The 19,693-nt window shown below is 68.7% G+C and carries 20 protein-coding genes; 13 read left to right on the top strand and 7 right to left on the bottom strand.

From position 1 onward, the window contains the following. The coding region (locus LIG30_RS01945; protein ID WP_038709188.1) for a helix-turn-helix transcriptional regulator at nt 1-386 on the top strand (386 nt) is incomplete at its 5' end. Nucleotides 387-471: 85 nt separating this feature from the next. Here LIG30_RS01945 and LIG30_RS01940 read toward each other — a convergent pair. Genes LIG30_RS01940 through LIG30_RS01930 form a run of 3 tightly spaced genes read right to left on the bottom strand, consistent with a single transcriptional unit; the run spans nt 472 to nt 3,392 of the window. Further along, nucleotides 472-1,926: an NAD(P)(+) transhydrogenase (Re/Si-specific) subunit beta gene (locus LIG30_RS01940; RefSeq protein WP_038709185.1), complete on the bottom strand. Its 1,455-nt coding sequence runs from the start codon at nt 1,924-1,926 to the stop codon at nt 472-474. Further along, nucleotides 1,923-2,240: an NAD(P) transhydrogenase subunit alpha gene (locus LIG30_RS01935; protein WP_038709184.1), complete on the bottom strand. Its 318-nt coding sequence runs from the start codon at nt 2,238-2,240 to the stop codon at nt 1,923-1,925. Before LIG30_RS01935 ends, LIG30_RS01940 begins: the two co-directional genes overlap by 4 nt. Nucleotides 2,241-2,252: 12 nt before the next feature. After that, nucleotides 2,253-3,392: a Re/Si-specific NAD(P)(+) transhydrogenase subunit alpha gene (locus tag LIG30_RS01930; protein WP_038709210.1), complete on the bottom strand. Its 1,140-nt coding sequence runs from the start codon at nt 3,390-3,392 to the stop codon at nt 2,253-2,255. Nucleotides 3,393-3,671: 279 nt separating this feature from the next. On the opposite strand from LIG30_RS01930, the gene LIG30_RS01925 reads away from it, so the two are divergent. The 3 genes from LIG30_RS01925 to LIG30_RS01915 all read left to right on the top strand — a co-directional run bounded on the left by LIG30_RS01925 (nt 3,672) and on the right by LIG30_RS01915 (nt 7,065). Continuing rightward, the gene (locus LIG30_RS01925) at nt 3,672-4,181 is read left to right on the top strand and encodes an NUDIX hydrolase (protein ID WP_038709182.1); all 510 of its coding nucleotides are present in this window, start codon (nt 3,672-3,674) and stop codon (nt 4,179-4,181) included. Next, complete coding sequence (mnmA, locus tag LIG30_RS01920; RefSeq protein ID WP_038709181.1) at nt 4,178-5,323, top strand: tRNA 2-thiouridine(34) synthase MnmA; 1,146 nt, start codon at nt 4,178-4,180, stop codon at nt 5,321-5,323. Before LIG30_RS01925 ends, mnmA begins: the two co-directional genes overlap by 4 nt. A gap of 122 nt (nt 5,324-5,445) precedes the next feature. Beyond that, a complete protein-coding gene (locus tag LIG30_RS01915) occupies nt 5,446-7,065 on the top strand; it encodes an FMN-binding glutamate synthase family protein (protein ID WP_038709179.1) in 1,620 nt (539 codons plus the stop codon). Between the two features lie 100 nt (nt 7,066-7,165). On the opposite strand, the gene LIG30_RS01910 is transcribed toward LIG30_RS01915, so the two are convergent. After that, on the bottom strand, nt 7,166-7,777 hold the full coding sequence (locus tag LIG30_RS01910) for a glutathione S-transferase family protein (protein WP_038709177.1): 612 nt from the start codon (nt 7,775-7,777) through the stop codon (nt 7,166-7,168). 179 nt (nt 7,778-7,956) lie between these two features. Between LIG30_RS01910 and LIG30_RS01905 the strand changes: the two genes are divergently transcribed. The 9 genes from LIG30_RS01905 to LIG30_RS01865 all read left to right on the top strand — a co-directional run bounded on the left by LIG30_RS01905 (nt 7,957) and on the right by LIG30_RS01865 (nt 17,204). After that, nucleotides 7,957-9,339 carry an aminopeptidase P N-terminal domain-containing protein gene (locus LIG30_RS01905; RefSeq protein WP_038709175.1) on the top strand — a complete coding sequence of 461 codons (1,383 nt, stop codon included), beginning with the start codon at nt 7,957-7,959 and terminating at the stop codon, nt 9,337-9,339. A gap of 41 nt (nt 9,340-9,380) precedes the next feature. Further along, the gene (locus LIG30_RS01900) at nt 9,381-10,568 is read left to right on the top strand and encodes a UbiH/UbiF/VisC/COQ6 family ubiquinone biosynthesis hydroxylase (protein ID WP_038709174.1); all 1,188 of its coding nucleotides are present in this window, start codon (nt 9,381-9,383) and stop codon (nt 10,566-10,568) included. A gap of 158 nt (nt 10,569-10,726) precedes the next feature. Next, a complete protein-coding gene (gene dusB, locus LIG30_RS01895) occupies nt 10,727-11,791 on the top strand; it encodes a tRNA dihydrouridine synthase DusB (RefSeq protein WP_038709208.1) in 1,065 nt (354 codons plus the stop codon). Further along, nucleotides 11,788-12,021, top strand: coding sequence for a Fis family transcriptional regulator (locus LIG30_RS01890; RefSeq protein WP_006401675.1), 234 nt, complete (start codon nt 11,788-11,790; stop codon nt 12,019-12,021). The genes dusB and LIG30_RS01890 overlap by 4 nt, the downstream gene beginning before the upstream one ends. A gap of 44 nt (nt 12,022-12,065) precedes the next feature. Then, nucleotides 12,066-13,631: a bifunctional phosphoribosylaminoimidazolecarboxamide formyltransferase/IMP cyclohydrolase gene (gene purH, locus LIG30_RS01885; RefSeq protein WP_038709171.1), complete on the top strand. Its 1,566-nt coding sequence runs from the start codon at nt 12,066-12,068 to the stop codon at nt 13,629-13,631. A 127-nt stretch (nt 13,632-13,758) separates the two neighbouring features. Then, nucleotides 13,759-14,301 (top strand): crossover junction endodeoxyribonuclease RuvC, encoded by a 543-nt coding sequence (ruvC, locus tag LIG30_RS01880; RefSeq protein ID WP_038709170.1) that lies wholly within the window; start codon nt 13,759-13,761, stop codon nt 14,299-14,301. A 182-nt stretch (nt 14,302-14,483) separates the two neighbouring features. Beyond that, nucleotides 14,484-15,065, top strand: a complete 582-nt coding sequence (gene ruvA, locus LIG30_RS01875) for a Holliday junction branch migration protein RuvA (RefSeq protein WP_038709169.1) — start codon at nt 14,484-14,486, stop codon at nt 15,063-15,065. A gap of 99 nt (nt 15,066-15,164) precedes the next feature. Further along, nucleotides 15,165-16,229, top strand: a complete 1,065-nt coding sequence (ruvB, locus tag LIG30_RS01870) for a Holliday junction branch migration DNA helicase RuvB (RefSeq protein WP_038709168.1) — start codon at nt 15,165-15,167, stop codon at nt 16,227-16,229. A 27-nt stretch (nt 16,230-16,256) separates the two neighbouring features. Beyond that, on the top strand, nt 16,257-17,204 hold the full coding sequence (locus tag LIG30_RS01865) for an oxygenase MpaB family protein (RefSeq protein WP_442856835.1): 948 nt from the start codon (nt 16,257-16,259) through the stop codon (nt 17,202-17,204). Between the two features lie 25 nt (nt 17,205-17,229). Here LIG30_RS01865 and LIG30_RS01860 read toward each other — a convergent pair whose 3' ends face one another. The 3 genes from LIG30_RS01860 to tyrS are packed head-to-tail and all read right to left on the bottom strand — an operon-like array spanning nt 17,230 to nt 19,614. Further along, nucleotides 17,230-17,892, bottom strand: coding sequence for a histidine phosphatase family protein (locus LIG30_RS01860; protein WP_038709166.1), 663 nt, complete (start codon nt 17,890-17,892; stop codon nt 17,230-17,232). A 25-nt stretch (nt 17,893-17,917) separates the two neighbouring features. Continuing rightward, a complete protein-coding gene (dtd, locus tag LIG30_RS01855; RefSeq protein WP_038709163.1) occupies nt 17,918-18,376 on the bottom strand; it encodes a D-aminoacyl-tRNA deacylase in 459 nt (152 codons plus the stop codon). Then, nucleotides 18,373-19,614, bottom strand: a complete 1,242-nt coding sequence (gene tyrS / locus LIG30_RS01850; protein WP_038709161.1) for a tyrosine--tRNA ligase — start codon at nt 19,612-19,614, stop codon at nt 18,373-18,375. The genes dtd and tyrS overlap by 4 nt, the downstream gene beginning before the upstream one ends. Nucleotides 19,615-19,693: the final 79 nt, after the last annotated feature.

Raw genomic sequence — 19,693 nt, 5'->3', positions numbered from 1 at the left:
CGGCGCTCGCGAAGATCGCGTCGGCCATGCCCGCCGACAAGCGCGCGGCGCTCGACCGGCTGCCGGTGTTCGCGCCGTCGTTTCACATCGACGACACGTTTGCCGCGAAGGTCGACACGATCCATCAGGCAGTCGATACGCGGCACGTCGTCAGCTTCGCGTACCGCGACCGGCTCGACGCGCACACGCAACGGCGCGTCTGGCCGCTCGGGCTCGTGTACTGGGGGGGACGCTGGACGATCGGCGCGTGGTGCGAACTGCGCGAGGATTTCCGCAATTTCGACGTCGCGCGCATGGACGACTTGACAATGCGCGAGGCGTTTCCGGATCAGGAAGGCAGGCGGCTCGCGGATTTTCTGCGGGCCGCGACCGCGTCGAAGCAGTGACGCGCTGCTTCCGCGCATCGCACCGGGCCGCCGCGATGCATTCCGGGCGCGCACGGCGATCCGCCGTCCGCGCGCGCCCGCTAGCTCACTCGACCGACTTCACCATGTCCTCGATGACCTTCTTCGCATCGCCGAAGACCATCATCGTCTTGTCCATGTAGAAGAGATCGTTGTCGAGCCCGGCGTACCCCGACGCCATCGACCGCTTGTTGACGATCACCGTGCGCGCCTTGTACGCCTCGATGATCGGCATCCCCGCGATCGGCGACTTCGGATCGTTCTTCGCCGCCGGGTTCACCACATCGTTCGCGCCGAGCACCAGCACCACGTCGGTCTGGCCGAACGCGTTGTTGATGTCCTCCATCTCGAACACGAGGTCGTACGGCACCTCCGCTTCCGCGAGCAGCACGTTCATGTGGCCCGGCATGCGCCCCGCGACCGGGTGGATCGCGTAACGCACGTCGATGCCCTTCTCGACCAGCTTGTCGGTCAGCTCCTTCAGCGCGTGCTGCGCGCGCGCGACGGCCAGACCATAACCCGGCACGATCACCACCGATTCCGCGTTGCCGAGCATGAACGACGCATCCTCCGCCGAGCCCGACTTCACCGGCCGCTGCTCCTGCTGGCCCGCGACCGCCGCGCTGCCCGCCTCCGCGCCGAAGCCGCCGAGCAGCACGTTGAAGAACGAGCGGTTCATCGCGTGGCACATGATGTACGACAGGATCGCACCCGACGAGCCGACCAGCGACCCGGCGATGATCAGCATCGCGTTGTTCAGCGAGAAGCCGATGCCCGCCGCCGCCCACCCGGAGTACGAGTTCAGCATCGACACGACCACCGGCATGTCCGCGCCGCCGATCGGGATGATGATCAGCACGCCGAGCGTGAACGCGAGCGCCGTCATGATCACGAACGGCAGCCACGACTGCGTGACGACGAACAGCACGCCGAAGCCGAGCATCGCGAGCGCGAGCATCAGGTTCAGCAGATGCTGGCCCGGATACACGACGGGCGCGCCCTGGAACAGCCGGAACTTGTACTTGCCCGACAGCTTGCCGAACGCGATCACCGAGCCGGAGAACGTGATCGCGCCGACGAACGTGCCGATGAACAGCTCGACGCGATTGCCGTACGGGATGAAGTTCGCCGACACGGCGTCCTGCGGCACGAGCCCGAACGCCGCCGGCTCGGCGACGACCGCATACGCGATGCAGACCGCCGCAAGACCGATCAGCGAGTGCATCGCCGCGACGAGCTCGGGCATCTTCGTCATCTCGACCTTCGCGGCGACGAACGCGCCGACCGCGCCGCCCACCACCAGCGCGCCGAGCACGAGCGCGAGGCCGAGCGGCAGGTTCGCGCCGAGCCAGGCGGCCTGCTTGAAGATGAGCGCGACGGTCGTGAGGATCGCGATCGCCATCCCGACCATCCCGAACAGGTTGCCGCGCCGGGCGCTCTTCGGGTTCGACAGCCCCTTGAGCGCCTGGATGAAGCACACCGACGCGACGAGATACAGCAGCGTGACGACGTTCATGCTCATCGCGCGCCCTCCTTCGCTGCCTTCGGCTCCTTCTTGCGGAACATCTCGAGCATCCGCCTCGTGACGAGGAAGCCGCCGAACACGTTGACCGCCGCGAGCGCGACCGCGAACGTGCCGAAGAACTTGCCGACCCCGCCGACCGTGAGCGCGGCGGCGAGCATCGCGCCGACGATCACGATCGCCGAGATCGCGTTCGTCACCGCCATCAGCGGTGTGTGCAGCGCGGGCGTGACGTTCCAGACGACGTGGTAGCCGACGTACACCGCCAGCACGAAGATGATCACGTTGACGACCGTGTGATTGATGATCTCCAAGGTCTCCTCCCTTTATTTGCGCGTCACTTCGCCGTCACGGCAAAGCAGCGTCGCGGCGACGATGTCGTCGGTCAGGTCGATGTTGAGCGTGCCTTCCTTCGTGACGATCAGCTTCATGAAGTCGAGCAGGTTGCGCGCGTAGAGTGCCGATGCGTCGGCCGGCACCATCGCGGCAAGATTGGTATAGCCGGCGATCGTGACACCGTGATGCACGATCACCTGGTCGGCGACCGTCAGCGGGCAGTTGCCGCCGCACCGTCCGTCGGCCTCGGCGCCGCGTCCCGCCGCGAGGTCGACCACCACCGAGCCCGGCCGCATCGACTGCACGGTCTCGGCGGTGATCAGCGTCGGCGCGGCGCGGCCCGGGATCAGCGCGGTCGTGATCACGATGTCGGCCTGCATCGCGCGCTCGTGCACCAGCGCCGACTGCCGCGCGAGCCACGACGGCGGCATCGGCCGCGCGTAGCCGCCCACGCCTTGCGCCGCTTCGCGCTCCTCATCGGTTTCGTACGGCACGTCGAGAAATTTCGCGCCGAGCGATTCGATCTGCTCCTTCACCGCCGGCCGCACGTCGGATGCCTCGATCACCGCACCCAGGCGCCGCGCGGTCGCGATCGCCTGCAAGCCGGCGACGCCCGCGCCGAGGATCAGCACGCGGGCGGCCTTCACGGTGCCGGCGGCCGTCATCAGCATCGGGATGAAGCGCGGATAGAGCGCCGACGCGACCAGCACCGCCTTGTAGCCGGCGATGTTGGCCTGCGACGACAGCACGTCGAGGCTCTGCGCGCGCGTGGTGCGCGGCGCGGCCTCGAGCGCAAAGCCGGTGACGCCGGCGGCGGCGAGCCGCGCGGCCTGTTCGGCATTGAACGGATCGAGCATGCCGATCACCACGGTGCCGCGCTTGAGCAGCGGGATCTCCGCTTCGGCGGGCGCCTGGACCTTCAGCACGATGTCGGCATCGAACGCGGCCGACGGGTCGGTCAGTTCGGCGCCAGCCGCGGCATACGCGTCGTCGGGATAGCTGGCCGGCACGCCGGCCCCTCTCGCGACGCTCACGCGGTGGCCGGCAGCCGCGTATTTCTTGACGGTTTCCGGCGTCGCGGCCACGCGCGCCTCGTTCGCCCGCGTTTCAGCAGGCACTCCGATATGCATCGTCGTTTCCTCCACAGTTACAGTTATCTTTCTTTCGATTCTTACTGCGACGAAGAGCCGGAACGGCTGGCATACCGGCTCAAGAGCAACGGCTTTCACGCGCCACTTTAACCGAAAGCGTGTGACGCGCCAGAATTCGGTGTTCGATCAAGCAACACCCCCCCGCGTCGCGGCTTGACAGACGCGCGCGCTTCGCACAGCCAACCGGCGGGGTGCTTCCGGAGCCGCCCGTGCCGCGCCCCGGGCAGCCCCCCGGCGCAACCGGTAAAATGCCGGCCTATGAAACCCGAAATCTGGACTCCGCATGTGACCGTGGCAGCCATCGTCGAGCGCGGCGGGCGCTTTCTCCTGATCGAGGAGGAAACGTCGAGCGGCCTGCGCGTCAACCAGCCAGCCGGCCATCTCGAAGCCGGCGAGACGCTCGCCGACGCCGTGATCCGCGAAACGCTGGAGGAAACCGCGCATCCGTTCGAGCCGCAAGCGCTGGTCGGCGTGTACCTCGCGCACTACGAGCGCCCCGGCAATGCCGGCGCGACCTACCTGCGCTTCACGTTCTGCGGCACCGCGGGCGAGCCGGTCGCCGGGCACCGGCTCGACGACGGCATCGTCCGCACGCTGTGGATGACCGCCGACGAGCTGCGCGCGTGCAGCGAGCGTCACCGCTCGCCCGCGGTGATGCGCTGCGTCGACGACTATCTCGCCGGGCGGCGGATTCCGCTCGATTTCGTGCATACGCATTCGGTCGCGCCGCGGCCGGACGCATTCGAACGTCAGGCAGTGGACAAATGAGCAAGCAACGCGTGGTAGTGGGCATGTCGGGCGGCGTCGATTCGTCGGTGACCGCCTGGCTGCTGAAGGAACAGGGTTACGACGTCGTCGGCCTGTTCATGAAGAACTGGGAAGACGACGACGACGGCGAGTATTGCTCGACCCGTCAGGACTGGATCGACGTCGTGTCGGTGGCCGACCTGATCGGCATCGACGTCGAGGCGGTCAACTTCGCCGCCGAATACAAGGACCGCGTGTTCGCCGAATTCCTGCGCGAATACTCGGCCGGCCGCACGCCGAACCCGGACGTGCTGTGCAACGCCGAGATCAAGTTCAAGGCGTTTCTCGACCATGCGATGTCGCTCGGCGCGGAAACGATCGCGACCGGCCACTACGCGCGCGTGCGCGAGCGCGACGGTCGCTTCGAACTCCTGAAGGCATTCGACCACACGAAGGACCAGTCGTACTTCCTGCACCGGCTGAACCAGGCGCAGCTGTCGAAGACGATGTTCCCGATCGGCGAGATCCCGAAGACGAAGGTGCGCGAGATCGCCGAGCAGATCGGCCTGCCGAACGCGAAGAAGAAGGACTCGACCGGCATCTGCTTCATCGGCGAACGGCCGTTCCGCGACTTTCTGAACCGCTACCTGCCGACGAAGCCCGGCCCGATGAAGACGCCCGACGGCAAGACGGTCGGCGAGCACATCGGCCTCGCGTTCTACACGTTCGGCCAGCGCAAGGGCATCGGCCTCGGCGGCAGCAAGGAAGGCAGCGGCGAGCCGTGGTTCGTCGCCGCGAAGGACATCCCGTCGAACACGCTCTACGTCGTGCAGGGCCACGATCATCCGTGGCTGCTGTCGCACCAGCTCGTCGCTGGCAACGTGAGCTGGGTCGCGGGCGAAGCGCCCGCCGACGGCGTGCGCTGCGGCGCGAAGACCCGCTACCGGCAGGCCGACGCCGCGTGCGCGTTCGCGCACGCCGGCGGCGAACGCTTCTCGCTGACCTTCGACGCGGCGCAATGGGCGGTCACGCCCGGCCAGTCGGCGGTGCTGTACGACGGCGAGATCTGCGTCGGCGGCGGCATCATCGAACATGCGGCGACCGACCGGCCGGGACAGACCCCGATCGCCGGCGGCACGGGCACACTCGCCGAAGCACGCTGACCGACAATCGGTTTAGACTTGCGGCACGCCGCGCCCGGCGGGACACGATCCCGCCGCGGCGCGGACGCGCCGCCACGCGCAACGAACGCATGGCGGCTCCCCGACATGCTTACGGAGTCCCCATGTTTTCACGACGCTATCTGGCGATGTGGTGCGCCGTCCTGTTGCTGGCGGCAACGGTCGCGCTCGCGTCGCGCCACGCGCTCTCCTGGCTGTGGATCGCGCTGCCCGCCGCACTCGTCGCGCTCGGCCTGTACGACATCAACCAGGACCGCCATGCGATCCTGCGCAACTACCCGCTCTGGGGCCACCTGCGCTTCCTGTTCGAATTCATCCGGCCGGAGATCCGCCAGTATTTCGTCGAGGACGACACCGACGAGAAGCCGTTCTCGCGCGCGCAGCGCAGCCTTGTCTACCAGCGCGCGAAGAACGTCGCGGACAACCGCCCGTACGGCACCGAACTGAACGTGAAGGCCGTCGCACACCAGTGGATCAGCCATTCGCTCGTGCCGACGAAACTCGCGAACCACGATTTCCGCGTGCGCGTCGGCGCGAGCCGCGCGAAGCCGTACGACCTGTCGATCTTCAACATCTCGGCGATGAGCTTCGGCTCGCTGTCCGCGAACGCGATCCGCTCGCTGAACCTCGGCGCGAAGAAAGGCGGCTTCGCGCATGACACCGGCGAAGGCTCGCTGTCGAAATACCACCGCGAGCACGGCGGCGACATCATCTGGGAAATCGCGTCCGGCTATTTCGGCTGCCGCAACGACGACGGCACGTTCAATGCCGACAAGTTCGCGAAGCAGGCGAGCGACCCGCAGGTGAAGATGATCGAGGTGAAGCTGTCGCAGGGCGCGAAGCCGGGCCACGGCGGCGTGCTGCCGGCCGCGAAGATCACGCCGGAAATCGCCGAGACGCGCGGCGTGCCGATGGGCCAGGACTGCATCTCGCCCGCCACGCACTCGGAATTCTCGACACCGCGCGGCCTGCTCGAATTCGTCGAGCGGCTGCGCAACCTGTCCGGCGGCAAACCGACCGGCTTCAAGCTGTGCGTCGGCCATCCGTGGGAATTCTTCGGCATCGCGAAGGCGATGCTCGAGACGGGCATCGTGCCCGATTTCATCGTCGTCGACGGCGCGGAAGGCGGCACCGGCGCCGCGCCGCTCGAGTTCACCGACCACGTCGGCGTGCCGCTGCAGGAAGGGCTCATGCTCGTGCACAACACGCTCGTCGGCATCGGCGTGCGCGACCGCGTGAAAATCGGCGCGAGCGGCAAGATCATCACTGCGTTCGACGTCGCGCGCACGCTCGCGATCGGCGCGGACTGGGTGAACTCGGCACGCGGCTTCATGTTCGCGGTCGGCTGCATCCAGGCGCAGACCTGCCACACCGGCCGCTGCCCGACCGGCGTCGCGACGCAGGACCCGGTGCGCCAGCGCGCGCTCGTCGTGCCGGACAAGTCCGAACGCGTCTACAACTTCCATCGCAACACGCTGCATGCGTTGCAGGAGCTGGTGCAGGCCGCCGGCCTGTCGCATCCGTCCGAGCTGCGCGCGCATCACATCGTGCAGCGCCTGTCGGCGCACGAGGTCCGGCTGATGTCGCAACTGCTGAAATACCTGAAGCCCGGCGCGCTGCTCGACGGCGGCCATTGCGGCTATTCGCTGTACGACAAGTGGTGGCCGCTCGCGCGCAGCGATTCGTTCACGCTCGGCGACGCCGTCTACGCGTCGATCGAGTGACCGCGTGCCGCTCCGGCCGTGCCGCAAAAACGAAACGCGCCCCGAGGGGCGCGTTTTTCGTCTGCGGAATGCACGGCCGCCGGCGGCGCGCGCCAGCGCGTCACTGCGGCTCGGTGTCGATGAACGACTGGCGCTGCGCCAGCTTCGCGAAATGCTTGTCGAGGTTCGGATGGCGCTCGCGCCAATTCAGCTCGGGCATCCGGAAGTCGAGGTAACCGAGTGCGCAGCCGAGCGCAATGTCGGCGAGCGTGTAATGATTGCCGACGCACCACGGCTTGCCGGCCAGGCCCTGCGACATCGCGACGAGACCGTCGTCGATCTTGCGCTGCTGGCGCGCGATCCAGCTGCCGCTGCGATGCTCGGGCTCGCGCTGCGTGTGCTCCACGCGGATCGCGACCGACGCGTCGAGCACGCCGTCGCCGAGCGCCTCCCAGCAGCGCACCTCGACGCGCTCGCGGCCCGACGGCGGAATCAGCTTGCCGACCGGCGACAGGGTATCGGCGTATTCGCAGATCACGCGGGAATCGAACACCGCGGCGCCGTCCTCCATCACGAGACACGGGACCTTGCCGAGCGGGTTCGCGGCGTGAATGCTCGTATCCGGCGCCCAGACGTTCTCGAGCTCCAGCTTGTAGTCGATTTTCTTTTCAGCCAGCACGATTCGCGCCTTTCGGACGTAGGGGCTGCTGAGCGAACCGATTAATTTCATCATCTGCCTTAGTAAAGGTACCGCCAAGAGTATACGTTGTCGCCGATCATAACCGGGCCGCGCGATACCGTAGAAAATCGCCAATCCGGCCTGTGGATGGTTTGCAACAGCCGTTTAGCCGCCCCCGCGCGTTGCCCCGCCCGCCTCTCACGCGCCGCGCGCGGCGGCGCTACAATCTCACGATGAATTCGCCGAACGACTCCGTCATCGCCGTCGACGTCTACCGCCAGCGCCGCGAGCGCGTGCTTGCCGCGCTGCGTGCGGCGGGCGGCGGCGTCGCGATCGTCCCCACCGCGCCGGAAGTGCTGCGCAACCGCGATACGGGCTACCCGTACCGGCACGACAGCTATTTCTATTACCTGACCGGCTTCGCGGAGCCTGACGCCGTGCTGGTGCTGGACGCGACCGCCGCGCACGATGCGCCGCGGTCGATCCTGTTCTGCCGCGCGAAGAACGCCGACCGCGAAATCTGGGAAGGCTTCCATTACGGCCCGGACGCCGCGCGCGACACGTTTGGCTTCGACGCGGCGTTCGCCGCCGATGCGCTCGACACCGAAATGCCGCGCCTGCTCGCCGATGCGGGCAGCGTCCATTACCGGTTCGGCGCGTCGGCCGACTTCGACCGCCAGCTCGGGCGCTGGCTCGACGCGGTGCGCGCGCAGGCGCGCACGGGCGTCGCCGCACCGGATGCGATGCTCGACCTCACGCCGCTGCTCGACGACATGCGGCTCGTCAAGGACGAGCACGAACTCGCGATCATGATGCGCGCCGCGCACATTTCGGCGCTCGCGCATCGCCGCGCGATGCAGGCCTGCCGGCCCGGCGTGCGCGAATACGAGCTCGAGGCCGAGCTGCTCTACACGTTCCGGCGCTACGGCGCCCAGGCGCCGGCATACGGCTCGATCGTCGCGGCCGGCGCGAACGCGTGCGTGCTGCACTACCCGGCCGGCAATGCCGTCGCACAGGACGGCGACCTGATCCTGATCGACGCCGCGTGCGAGCTGGACGGCTATGCGTCCGACATCACCCGCACGTTCCCGGCCAGCGGGCGCTTCTCGCCCGCGCAGCGCACGCTGTACGACATCGTGCTCGCCGCGCAGCAGGCCGCGATCGACGCGACGCGCGCGGGCGTGCCGTTCGAGGCGCCGCACGACGCGGCGGTGCGCGTGCTCGCCCAGGGCCTGCTCGACACCGGCATCATCCCGAAAGCGCGCTTCGCGAGCGTCGACGACGTGATCGCCGAGCGCGCGTATGCGCGCTTCTACATGCACCGCACCGGCCACTGGCTCGGGATGGACGTCCACGACTGCGGCGACTATCGCGAACGCCTCGCCGCGCGCGACGACAAGGGCGCGCTGCCGTGGCGCACGCTGAAGGCCGGCATGACGCTCACCGTCGAGCCCGGCCTGTACGTGCGGGCCGCCGACGACGTGCCGCCCGAATACTGGAACATCGGCATCCGCATCGAGGACGACGCGATCGTGCGCGAGCACGGCTGCGAGCTGATCACGCGCGACGTGCCCGTCGCGGCGGCCGAGATCGAGGCGCTGATGCGCGCCGCATGACGGCGCCCGCGCAAACCGTTTCATCCGATTCACGACTTCCGATGACGACCGACTCCTCCCCGGCCACCCCGGACTACGATCTCGCCATCGTCGGCGCCGGCCCGGTCGGGCTCGCGCTCGCCGGCTGGCTCGCACGGCGCAGCGCGACGCAAGGCCTGTCGATCGCGCTCATCGACGCGCGCGACCCGTCGGCGAGCGCGAACGACCCGCGCGCGATCGCGCTGTCGCACGGCAGCCACGTGCTGCTCGACGCGCTCGCCTGGCCCGACGACGCCACGCCGATCGAACACATCCACGTGTCGCAGCGCGGCCATTTCGGCCGCACGGTGATCGACCGCGACGAACACGACCTGGCCGCGCTCGGCTACGTGGTGCGCTACGGCTCGCTCGTGCAGGCGCTCGCGCGCGTGGTGCAGCGTACCCGCGTGCAGTGGATCACGTCGACCTCCGCGCATTCGCCGCAGCAGGACGCGAGCGGCGTCACGCTGCTGCTCGAGGGTCCGCAAGGCGCGCGCACGCTGCGCGCGCGGATCGTCGTCAACGCCGAGGGCGGGCTGTTCAACGCGCAGCAGGACACCGACGGCAAGCACCGCCGCGACTACGGGCAAACCGCGCTGATCGGCACCGTGACCGTGTCCGCGCCGCGCCCGAACGTCGCGTGGGAGCGCTTCACGCGCGAAGGCCCGCTCGCGCTGCTGCCGCTCGGCGGCCCGCGGCAGGCGGATTACGCGCTCGTGTGGTGCTGCGCGCCCGACGAGGCCGCGCGGCGCGCGGCGCTGCCGGACGATGCGTTCCTGCGCGAGCTCGGCCACGCGTTCGGCGAGCGGATGGGCCGCTTCACGGCGATCGCCGGGCGCGCGGCGTTCCCGCTCGGGCTCAGCGCCGCGCCCACGCTGGTCGACCGGCGCACGGCGATCGTCGGCAACGCCGCGCAGGCGCTCCACCCGGTCGCGGGCCAGGGCCTCAACCTCGGGCTGCGCGACGCGCACACGCTCGTCGATGCGCTGTCCCAGCATGGCGCCGAGCCTGCCGCGCTCGCCGCGTTCAACACGCGCCGCGCGCTCGACCGGCGGCTCACGATCGGCGCGACCGACACGCTCGCGCGGCTGTTTACGATCGACGCCGGCCCGCTCGCCGCGCTGCGCGCCGCGGCGCTCACCGCGCTCGAATTCATCCCGCCGCTCAAGACTGCGCTCGCACGCCAGATGATGTTCGGCCAGCGCCGGTGACGCGCCGGCGCCGCACGCGCGGCGCCTGTGTGCGATGTGCGCCACGCGGCGGGGCCGCGCAAACCGTGCCAAATCGGCAAGCCGGGCGAATACGGTAAAATGCGCGTTTTCCCTCCGCCCTTTCCATGCCCGCGCCTGCCGCGGGCGGCGTCATTGCAATGCCCGTCATCGGCTCTCACGTCTTGCGCAACAACCTGTTCGTCGCCCCCATGGCGGGCGTCACGGACCGGCCGTTCCGGCAGCTGTGCAAACGGCTGGGAGCGGGCTATGCCGTGTCCGAAATGGTCGCCTCCAACGCGCAGCTGTGGAAAAGCGCGAAGACGATGCGCCGCGCGAATCACGCCGGCGAGGTCGAGCCGATCGCGGTGCAGATCGCCGGGGCCGACCCGGCGATGATGGCCGAAGCGGCCCGCTACAACGTCGACAACGGCGCGCAGATCATCGACATCAACATGGGCTGCCCGGCCAAGAAGGTCTGCAACGTCGCGGCAGGCTCCGCGCTGTTGCAGAACGAGCCGCTCGTCAGGCAGATCGTCGAGGCCGTCGTCGCCGCGGTCGGCACCGGGCCCGACGCGGTGCCGGTCACGCTGAAGATCCGCACCGGCTGGGACCGCGAGCACAGGAACGCGGTCGCCGTCGCCCGGCTCGCCGAGGCGGCGGGCATCTCGATGCTGACCGTGCACGGCCGCACCCGCGCGGACCTGTACCGCGGCGACGCCGAATACGAAACCATCGCGGCCGTGAAGGCGGCGGTGCGGATTCCGGTCGTCGCGAACGGCGACATCGCGTCGCCGGCGAAAGCGAAGGCGGTGCTCGACGCGACCGGCGCCGATGCGCTGATGATCGGTCGCGCCGCGCAAGGACGGCCGTGGCTGTTCCGCGAAATCGACCATTTCCTGCAAACCGGCACGCTGTTGCCGCCGCCGCGGATCGATGAGATCCAGCAGGTGATGAACGAGCATCTGGAAGATCACTACGCGTTTTACGGAGAGTTCACCGGGGTCCGTACTGCGCGCAAGCACATCGGCTGGTACACTCGCGGCCTTTCCGGCGCCAACGGGTTCCGGCACCGGATGAACACGCTCGATTCCACGCGCGAACAGCTCGCCGCCGTCAACGCATTTTTCGAAGCGCAAAAGGCGCTGTCCGATCACCTCGTTTACGTCGACGAGGACGAACACGGCCAGGGCGAGCCGGACGACCATAACCAGTTAGCAGCATGAGCAAGCACAACATCGAACAATGTGTCCGCGAGAGCCTGGACGTATATTTCCGGGATCTGGACGGCTCCAATCCGCACGACGTCTATGAAATGGTGATGTCCTGCGTCGAAAAACCGATGCTCGAAGTGGTGCTCGAACAGGCGGGCGGCAACCAGTCGCTCGCCGCGGAGTACCTCGGCATCAACCGCAACACGCTGCGCAAGAAGCTGCAGCAGCACGGCCTGCTGTAACCGGCCGCCCCGTCCCCGTTTCCCTGGCTATTGGTGGTTCCATCATGATCAAGCAAGCGCTCATTTCCGTTTCCGACAAAACCGGCATCGTCGACTTCGCGAAGTCCCTGTCCGACCTCGGCGTCAAGCTGCTGTCGACGGGCGGCACCGCGAAACTGCTCGCCGACGCGGGCCTGCCCGTGACCGAAGTGGCCGATTACACCGGCTTTCCGGAAATGCTCGATGGGCGCGTGAAGACGCTGCACCCGAAGGTGCACGGCGGCATCCTCGCGCGCCGCGACCTGCCGGAGCACATGCAGGCGCTCGAAGCACACGACATCCCGACGATCGACCTGCTCGTCGTGAACCTGTACCCGTTCGTCGCGACGATCGCGAAGGACGACTGCACGCTCGCCGACGCGATCGAGAACATCGACATCGGCGGCCCGACGATGCTGCGCTCGGCCGCGAAGAACCACCGCGACGTGACCGTGATCGTCGATCCGGCCGACTACGCGGTCGTGCTCGATGAAATGAAGGCGAACGGCAACACGGTCGGCTACACGACCAACTTCCGCCTCGCGACCAAGGTGTTCGCGCACACCGCGCAATACGACGGCGCGATCACGAACTACCTGACGAGCCTGACCGACGCGCTGCAGCACGCATCGCGCAACGCCTACCCGGCCACGCTGAACATGGCGTTCGACAAGGTGCAGGACCTGCGCTACGGCGAGAACCCGCACCAGAGCGCGGCGTTCTACCGCGACATCGCGACGCCGGCCGGCGCGCTCGCGAACTACCGCCAGCTGCAGGGCAAGGAACTGTCGTACAACAACATCGCCGACTCCGACGCGGCGTGGGAATGCGTGAAGACGTTCGACGCGCCGGCGTGCGTGATCATCAAGCACGCGAACCCGTGCGGCGTCGCGGTGGGCAAGGATTCGGGCGACGCGTACGCGAAGGCGTTCCAGACCGACCCGACCTCGGCGTTCGGCGGCATCATCGCGTTCAACCGCGAAGTCGACGAAGCGGCCGCGCAGGCTGTCGCGAAGCAGTTCGTCGAAGTGCTGATCGCGCCGTCGTTCAGTGACGCCGCGAAGCAGGTGTTCGCCGCGAAGCAGAACGTGCGCCTGCTGGAGATCGCGCTCGGCGACGGCCATAACGCGTTCGACCTGAAGCGCGTCGGCGGCGGCCTGCTGGTGCAGTCGCTCGATGCGAAGAACGTGCAGCCGCACGAACTGCGTGTCGTCACGAAGCGCCACCCGACGCCGAAGGAAATGGACGACCTGCTGTTCGCATGGCGCGTCGCGAAGTTCGTGAAGTCGAACGCGATCGTGTTCTGCGGCAACGGCATGACGCTCGGCGTCGGCGCCGGCCAGATGAGCCGCGTCGATTCCGCGCGCATCGCGAGCATCAAGGCGCAGAACGCCGGCCTCACGCTCGCCGGCTCGGCGGTCGCGTCGGACGCGTTCTTCCCGTTCCGCGACGGCCTCGACGTCGTCGTGGCGGCAGGCGCGACCTGCGTGATCCAGCCGGGCGGCTCGGTGCGCGACGATGAAGTCATCGCCGCCGCCGACGAGCACAACATCGCGATGATCCTGACGGGCGTGCGCCACTTCCGTCACTGATCGCGCACGGCACCCGTTGCCGATGCACCACGGCCCGGCGGCGTCGCACCCGCCGGGTTTTTTATTGTGCGGCGGCGGCGCAAGCCATTCGTTGTAGCATCGCTGCATCACGCAACTCCGTCCTTCCATGCGAATTCTCGGCATCGACCCCGGCCTGCGCGTCACCGGCTTTGGCGTCATCGACGTCAGCGGCCACCGGCTCGCGTACGTCACGAGCGGCGTCATCCGCACGCCGACGGCCGATCTGGCCACCCGGCTCGGCACGATCTTCGAGGGCGTCTCGACGCTCGTCCGCGAACACGCGCCCGATCAGTCCGCGATCGAAAAGGTGTTCGTCAACGTCAACCCGCAATCGACGCTGCTGCTCGGCCAGGCGCGCGGCGCCGCGATCTGCGGCCTCGTGTCGGGCGGCCTGCCGGTCGCCGAATACACCGCGCTGCAGCTCAAGCAGGCCGTGGTCGGCTACGGCCGCGCGACCAAGGCGCAGATGCAGGAGATGGTCACGCGGCTGCTCAACCTGTCCGGCCAGCCCGGCAGCGACGCTGCCGACGCGCTCGGCATGGCGATCTGCCACGCGCACGGCGGCAACACGCTCAGCACGCTCGGCGGCCTCGCGCCGGCGCTCGCGAAGAAAGGGCTGCGCGTGCGGCGCGGGCGGCTCATCGGCTGACGCCGCACGGCCGCCACAGCCTGCGCCCGTCGCAAGCCGCGCGATCGCCGCGATCGCGCGCACGACGCGGCGTGCCGAACGATTCGACGGGCAGCCCGGAAGGCGGTGCCGCGCGACGCGCCCGCCCGCGTTGCGCCGCGCGTGCGCTACACTCGCGCTTTCGTCATCGCTACTCTCGCCCCATGATCGGTCGCATCGCCGGCATCCTGCTCGAAAAGAATCCGCCCCACCTGCTCGTCGACTGCAACGGCGTCGGCTACGAGATCGACGTGCCGATGAGCACGTTCTACAACCTGCCGCAGGCGGGCGAGCGGGTCGTGCTGCTCACGCAGCTGATCGTCCGCGAGGACGCCCACCTGCTGTACGGCTTCCTGACCCAGCAGGAGCGCGCGACCTTCCGCGAGCTGCTCAAGATCAGCGGCATCGGCGCGCGCATGGCGCTCGCGGTGCTGTCCGGCATGAGCGTGCAGGAGCTCGCGCAGGCCGTGACGATGCAGGACGCCGCACGCCTGACCCGGCTGCCCGGCATCGGCAAGAAGACCGCCGAGCGCCTGCTGCTCGAGCTGAAGGGCAAGCTCGGCGCCGATCTCGGCGCGCTCGCCGGCGCCGCGTCGCCGTCGGATCACGCGACCGACATCCTCAACGCACTCCTCGCGCTCGGCTACTCCGAAAAGGAAGGGCTCGCCGCGATCAAGAACGTGCCGGCCGGCACGGGCGTCTCGGACGGGATCAAGCTCGCGCTCAAGGCGCTGTCGAAGGCGTAACGCACACCTGTTGCCGGCAGTGTCGCGCCGCCCCGCGCGGCGCGCCAGCCGGCCATTCGGACAGCTTTGCCGGGTAGCGGCGCGCGGTACAATGGCCGCATGATCGAAACCGACAAACTCGCCAGCGAGCGGATCATCACCGCCACGCCCGCCTCTTCGCACGAGGAGGCATTCGAACGCGCGCTGCGGCCGCGCCAGCTCGACGAATACGTCGGCCAGGAGAAGGTACGCGGCCAGCTCGAGATCTTCATCGAAGCGGCGAAGCGCCGCGCCGAAGCGCTCGACCACGTGCTGCTGTTCGGCCCGCCCGGCCTCGGCAAGACCACGCTCGCGCACATCATCGCGCGCGAGATGGGCGTCAACCTGCGCCAGACCTCCGGCCCGGTGCTCGAGCGCGCGGGCGACCTCGCCGCGCTGCTGACGAACCTCGAGGCGAACGACGTGCTGTTCATCGACGAGATCCACCGGCTTTCGCCGGTCGTCGAGGAAATCCTGTATCCGGCGCTCGAGGATTACCAGATCGACATCATGATCGGCGAAGGCCCGGCCGCGCGCAGCGTGAAGCTCGACCTGCAGCCGTTTACGCTCGTCGGCGCGACCACCCGCGCCGGGATGCTGACCAACCCGCTGCGCGACCGTTTCGGGATCGTCGCGCGGCTCGAGTTCTACGACGCCGACCAGCTGTCGCGCATCGTGCGCCGCTCCGCGTCGCTGCTCGACGCGCAGATCGACCCGATGGGCGCGCTGGAAATCGCGAAGCGCTCGCGCGGCACGCCGCGTATCGCGAACCGGCTGCTGCGCCGCGTGCGCGATTACGCGGAAGTGAAGGCGGACGGCAACATCACCGCCGAAGTCGCCGACAAGGCGCTCGCGATGCTCGACGTCGATCCGGTCGGCTTCGACCTGATGGACCGCAAGCTGCTCGAAGCGATCCTGTACAAGTTCGACGGCGGGCCGGTCGGCATCGACAATCTCGCCGCGGCGATCGGCGAGGAGCGCGACACGATCGAGGACGTGCTGGAGCCGTATCTGATCCAGCAGGGCTTCCTGCAGCGCACGCCGCGCGGCCGCGTGGCCACGCTGCTCACCTACCGGCATTTCGGCCTCTCCGCGCCCGATGCGGCCGGCCCTGTGCGCGGCACGCCGGACGCTGCCGGACGCTAGCCGCCCGACACCGAACACACCATGACGATGCCGCCGAGTCCGCCTCCCGCCCAGGCCGCCCCGGCCCCGCGCTGGATCGAGCAGATCCGCAAGCGGCTCGCGACAGGCGTCACGCACCTGACGACGGGCAGCGGCCCGTCGCTCGACTATTCGTCGCCGCCCGGCGATCCCGGCCTGTTCGGCCCCGACGCAGTCTGCTGGCGCGTCCATGCGGACTTCACGTCGATGATGGTGGGCGGCGTGTCCGCGCTGCTGCTGCAGGCGCTGCATCCGCTTGCGCTCGCGGGGGTATGGGATCACTCGACGTTCCGCACCGACATCCTCGGGCGGCTGCGGCGCACCGCGACGTTCATCTCGGGCACGACGTTCGGCAGCCGCGCGGACGCGCTGCGCCTGATCGAGCGCGTGAAGACGATTCACGAAGGGGTGAGCGGCACGTTGCCAGACGGGCGGCCGTATCGCGCAAGCGACCCGGCGCTCCTGACCTGGGTGCACGTCGCCGAAGTGTCGAGCTTCCTCGCCGCGCATCTTCGCTACGTGAACCCGCTGCTGCCGGGCGCGCTGCAGGATCAGTACTACGCGGAAACGTCACGGATCGCGAAGCTGCTCGGCGCGACCGACGTACCGGCGTCGCGGGCCGGGATCGCCGCCTATCTCGACGCGATGCGCGGCGAGCTGGTCGCGAGCGAGCGCACGCGGGAGGTGATCCGCGTGCTGCTGAACGCGCCGGTGCCGAAGCCGGCGATGCGTCCCGCGGCGACGCTGGTATTCAATGCGGGCATCGATCTGCTGCCGCCGTGGGCGCAGCAGATGCTCGGACTGTCGACCCTCGCGCCGGTGCGCCGCGCGCTGGCGCGGCCCGGCGTGAAGCTCGTCGCGCCCGTGCTGCGCTGGGCGCTCGTCAACGGCGTGTCAAAACGCGCGCGCCGCCGCGCCACCGGCACGCCGCCGCCGCCCGCGCACACGCCGACCTGAACCCGCGTCACGCACGCGCCGGCTCTTACAACACTTTCGCGTAGCCGTCGTCGTCGCTGGCTTCGCTCAGGTGGTCGATATCGGCCCAGCGCACGATCGACGCGCGGCCCGCGTCGAAATCGACCGTATTGATGCTGGTGTTGAGCAGCGCGTAATTGCGCGGCGCGTCGAGCGCGAGACCGTTCGCGAAGCGGTACACGCAATCGAGCACGCCACCGTGCGCGACACAGGCGATCCGGCCACCCGGATGCGCGGCGACGATCGGCTCGATCGCATGCAGCACCCGGTGGTAGAACGCGCGCTGCGACTCGCCGCCCTCCGGTTCGAAGCCGGGGTCGCGCGTCTGCCACGCGGCGTACGCATCCGGAAACCGCGCCTCGACCTCCGCGCTGTCGTGCCCCTGGAACACGCCGTACGCGCGCTCACGCAGGCCTTCGCGCAGCGCGAGCGGCAGGCCCAGCGCGTCGGCGACGGGCTGCGCGGTCTGCCGCGCGCGCAGCAGGTCGCTCGAGTAGATCGCGTCGAGCCGCGCGCCGTCGCGCACCTCGCGCGCGACGCGTTCGGCAAGCCGCTGCGCCTGCTCAAGCCCGGTGTCCGCGAGCGGAATGTCGATGTGCCCCTGGATACGCTTGATGCGGTTCCACGGCGTCTCGCCGTGGCGGATGAAGAGGATCTGCGTCGTGGCCATCGTGGCGGCGTGCTCCGGGAAAAGATCAGGGCCGCACTTGCAGCCAGAACGTCACGGGACCGTCGTTGACGAGCGACACCTGCATGTCGGCGCCGAATTCGCCCGTCTCGACGATCGGATGACGCGCGCGCGCCGCGTCGACGAAATAGCCGAACAGGCGCTCGCCCTCGTCGGGCGGCGCCGCGGGCGTGAAGCTCGGGCGCAGGCCACTGTTGGTGTCGGCAGCCAGCGTGAACTGCGACACGAGCAGGAGCCCGCCCGCGCGCCCGGCGCCGTCGAGATTCGAGACCGGCAGGTTCATCTTGCCGGCCGCGTCGCTGAACACGCGGTAGCCGAGCAGCTTCGCGAGCAGCTTGTCGGCCGCCGCCTCGGTGTCGCCGCGCTCGGCGCAGACCAGCGCGAGCAGCCCCGCGCCGATCTCGCCCGTGACGCGCTCGCCGACGCGCACGTCGGCGCGCCGCACGCGCTGGATCAGCGCGATCATGCGGTGAGCGAGACGCGCGCGAAGCGGCGCTTGCCGACCTGCACCACGTACTCGCCCGCCTCGACCTTGAGGCCCTTGTCCGACACCGTCGTGCCGTCGATCTTCACGCCGCCCTGCTCGATGTTGCGCAGCGCTTCGCTCGTCGACGGCGCGAGGCCCGCCTGCTTGAGCAGCTGGCCGATCGCGAGCGGCGCACCGGCGAGCGTCACCGACGGGATGTCGTCCGGCACACCGCCCTTCGCGCGATGGTTGAAGTCCTCGAGCGCGCGCTCGGCGTCGGCCTGCGAATGGAAGCGCGCGACGATCTCCTGCGCGAGCAGCACCTTGAAGTCGCGCGGATTGCGCCCGGCCTCGGCCTCGCGCATGAAACCGGCGATCTCGTCGATGCTGCGGAACGACAGCAGTTCGAAGTAACGCCACATCAGCGTGTCGGAGATGCTCATCAGCTTGCCGAACATGTCGTTCGGCTTCTCGCTGATGCCGACGTAGTTGCCCTTCGACTTCGACATCTTCTCGACGCCGTCGAGGCCTTCGAGCAGCGGCATCGTCAGGATGCACTGCTGCTCCTGGCCGTACTGCTTCTGCAGTTCGCGGCCGACGAGCAGGTTGAACTTCTGGTCCGTGCCGCCGAGCTCCAGGTCGGAATTGAGCGCGACCGAGTCGTAGCCCTGCATCAGCGGGTAGAGGAATTCGTGGATCGAGATCGGCACGCCGCTCTGGAAGCGCTTCGTGAAATCCTCGCGCTCGAGGATGCGCGCGACCGTGTAGCGCGACGCGAGCTTGATCAACCCGTCCGCGCCGAGCGGCATCGACCATTCGCTGTTGTAGCGGATCTCGGTCTTCGCGCGGTCGAGCACGAGCGACGCCTGCTCGAAGTAGGTCTTCGCGTTCGATTCGATCTGCTCGCGGGTCAGCGGCGGGCGCGTCGCGTTGCGGCCGGACGGATCGCCGATCAGCGACGTGAAGTCGCCGATCAGGAAGATCACCGTGTGGCCCAGGTCCTGCAGCTGGCGCATCTTGTTCAGCACGACGGTGTGGCCGATGTGGATGTCCGGCGCGGTCGGATCGAGGCCGAGCTTGATGCGGAGCGGCTTGCCCGTGGCCGCGCTGCGCGCGAGCTTCTGCGCAAACTCTTCCTCGACCAGCAGTTCGTCGACGCCGCGCTTCGTGACGGCGAGCGCATGCCGGACTTCGTCGGTGATCGGGAAGGTGGGCTTGGAACTGGAATCGGTGCTCATCGGTGCAGGAAGGAATGTCGCAAAAACGGGCATTTTCCCATATCTTGCGAGGGCACCGCTTAACGGCGGGCACGGTTGC

The organism is Burkholderia sp. lig30 (assembly GCF_000687455.2).
In the GTDB taxonomy this organism is placed as follows: domain Bacteria; phylum Pseudomonadota; class Gammaproteobacteria; order Burkholderiales; family Burkholderiaceae; genus Burkholderia.
Note: the sequence above shows the minus strand (reverse complement) of the source record. Positions and strands in the feature narration are given on the sequence as shown.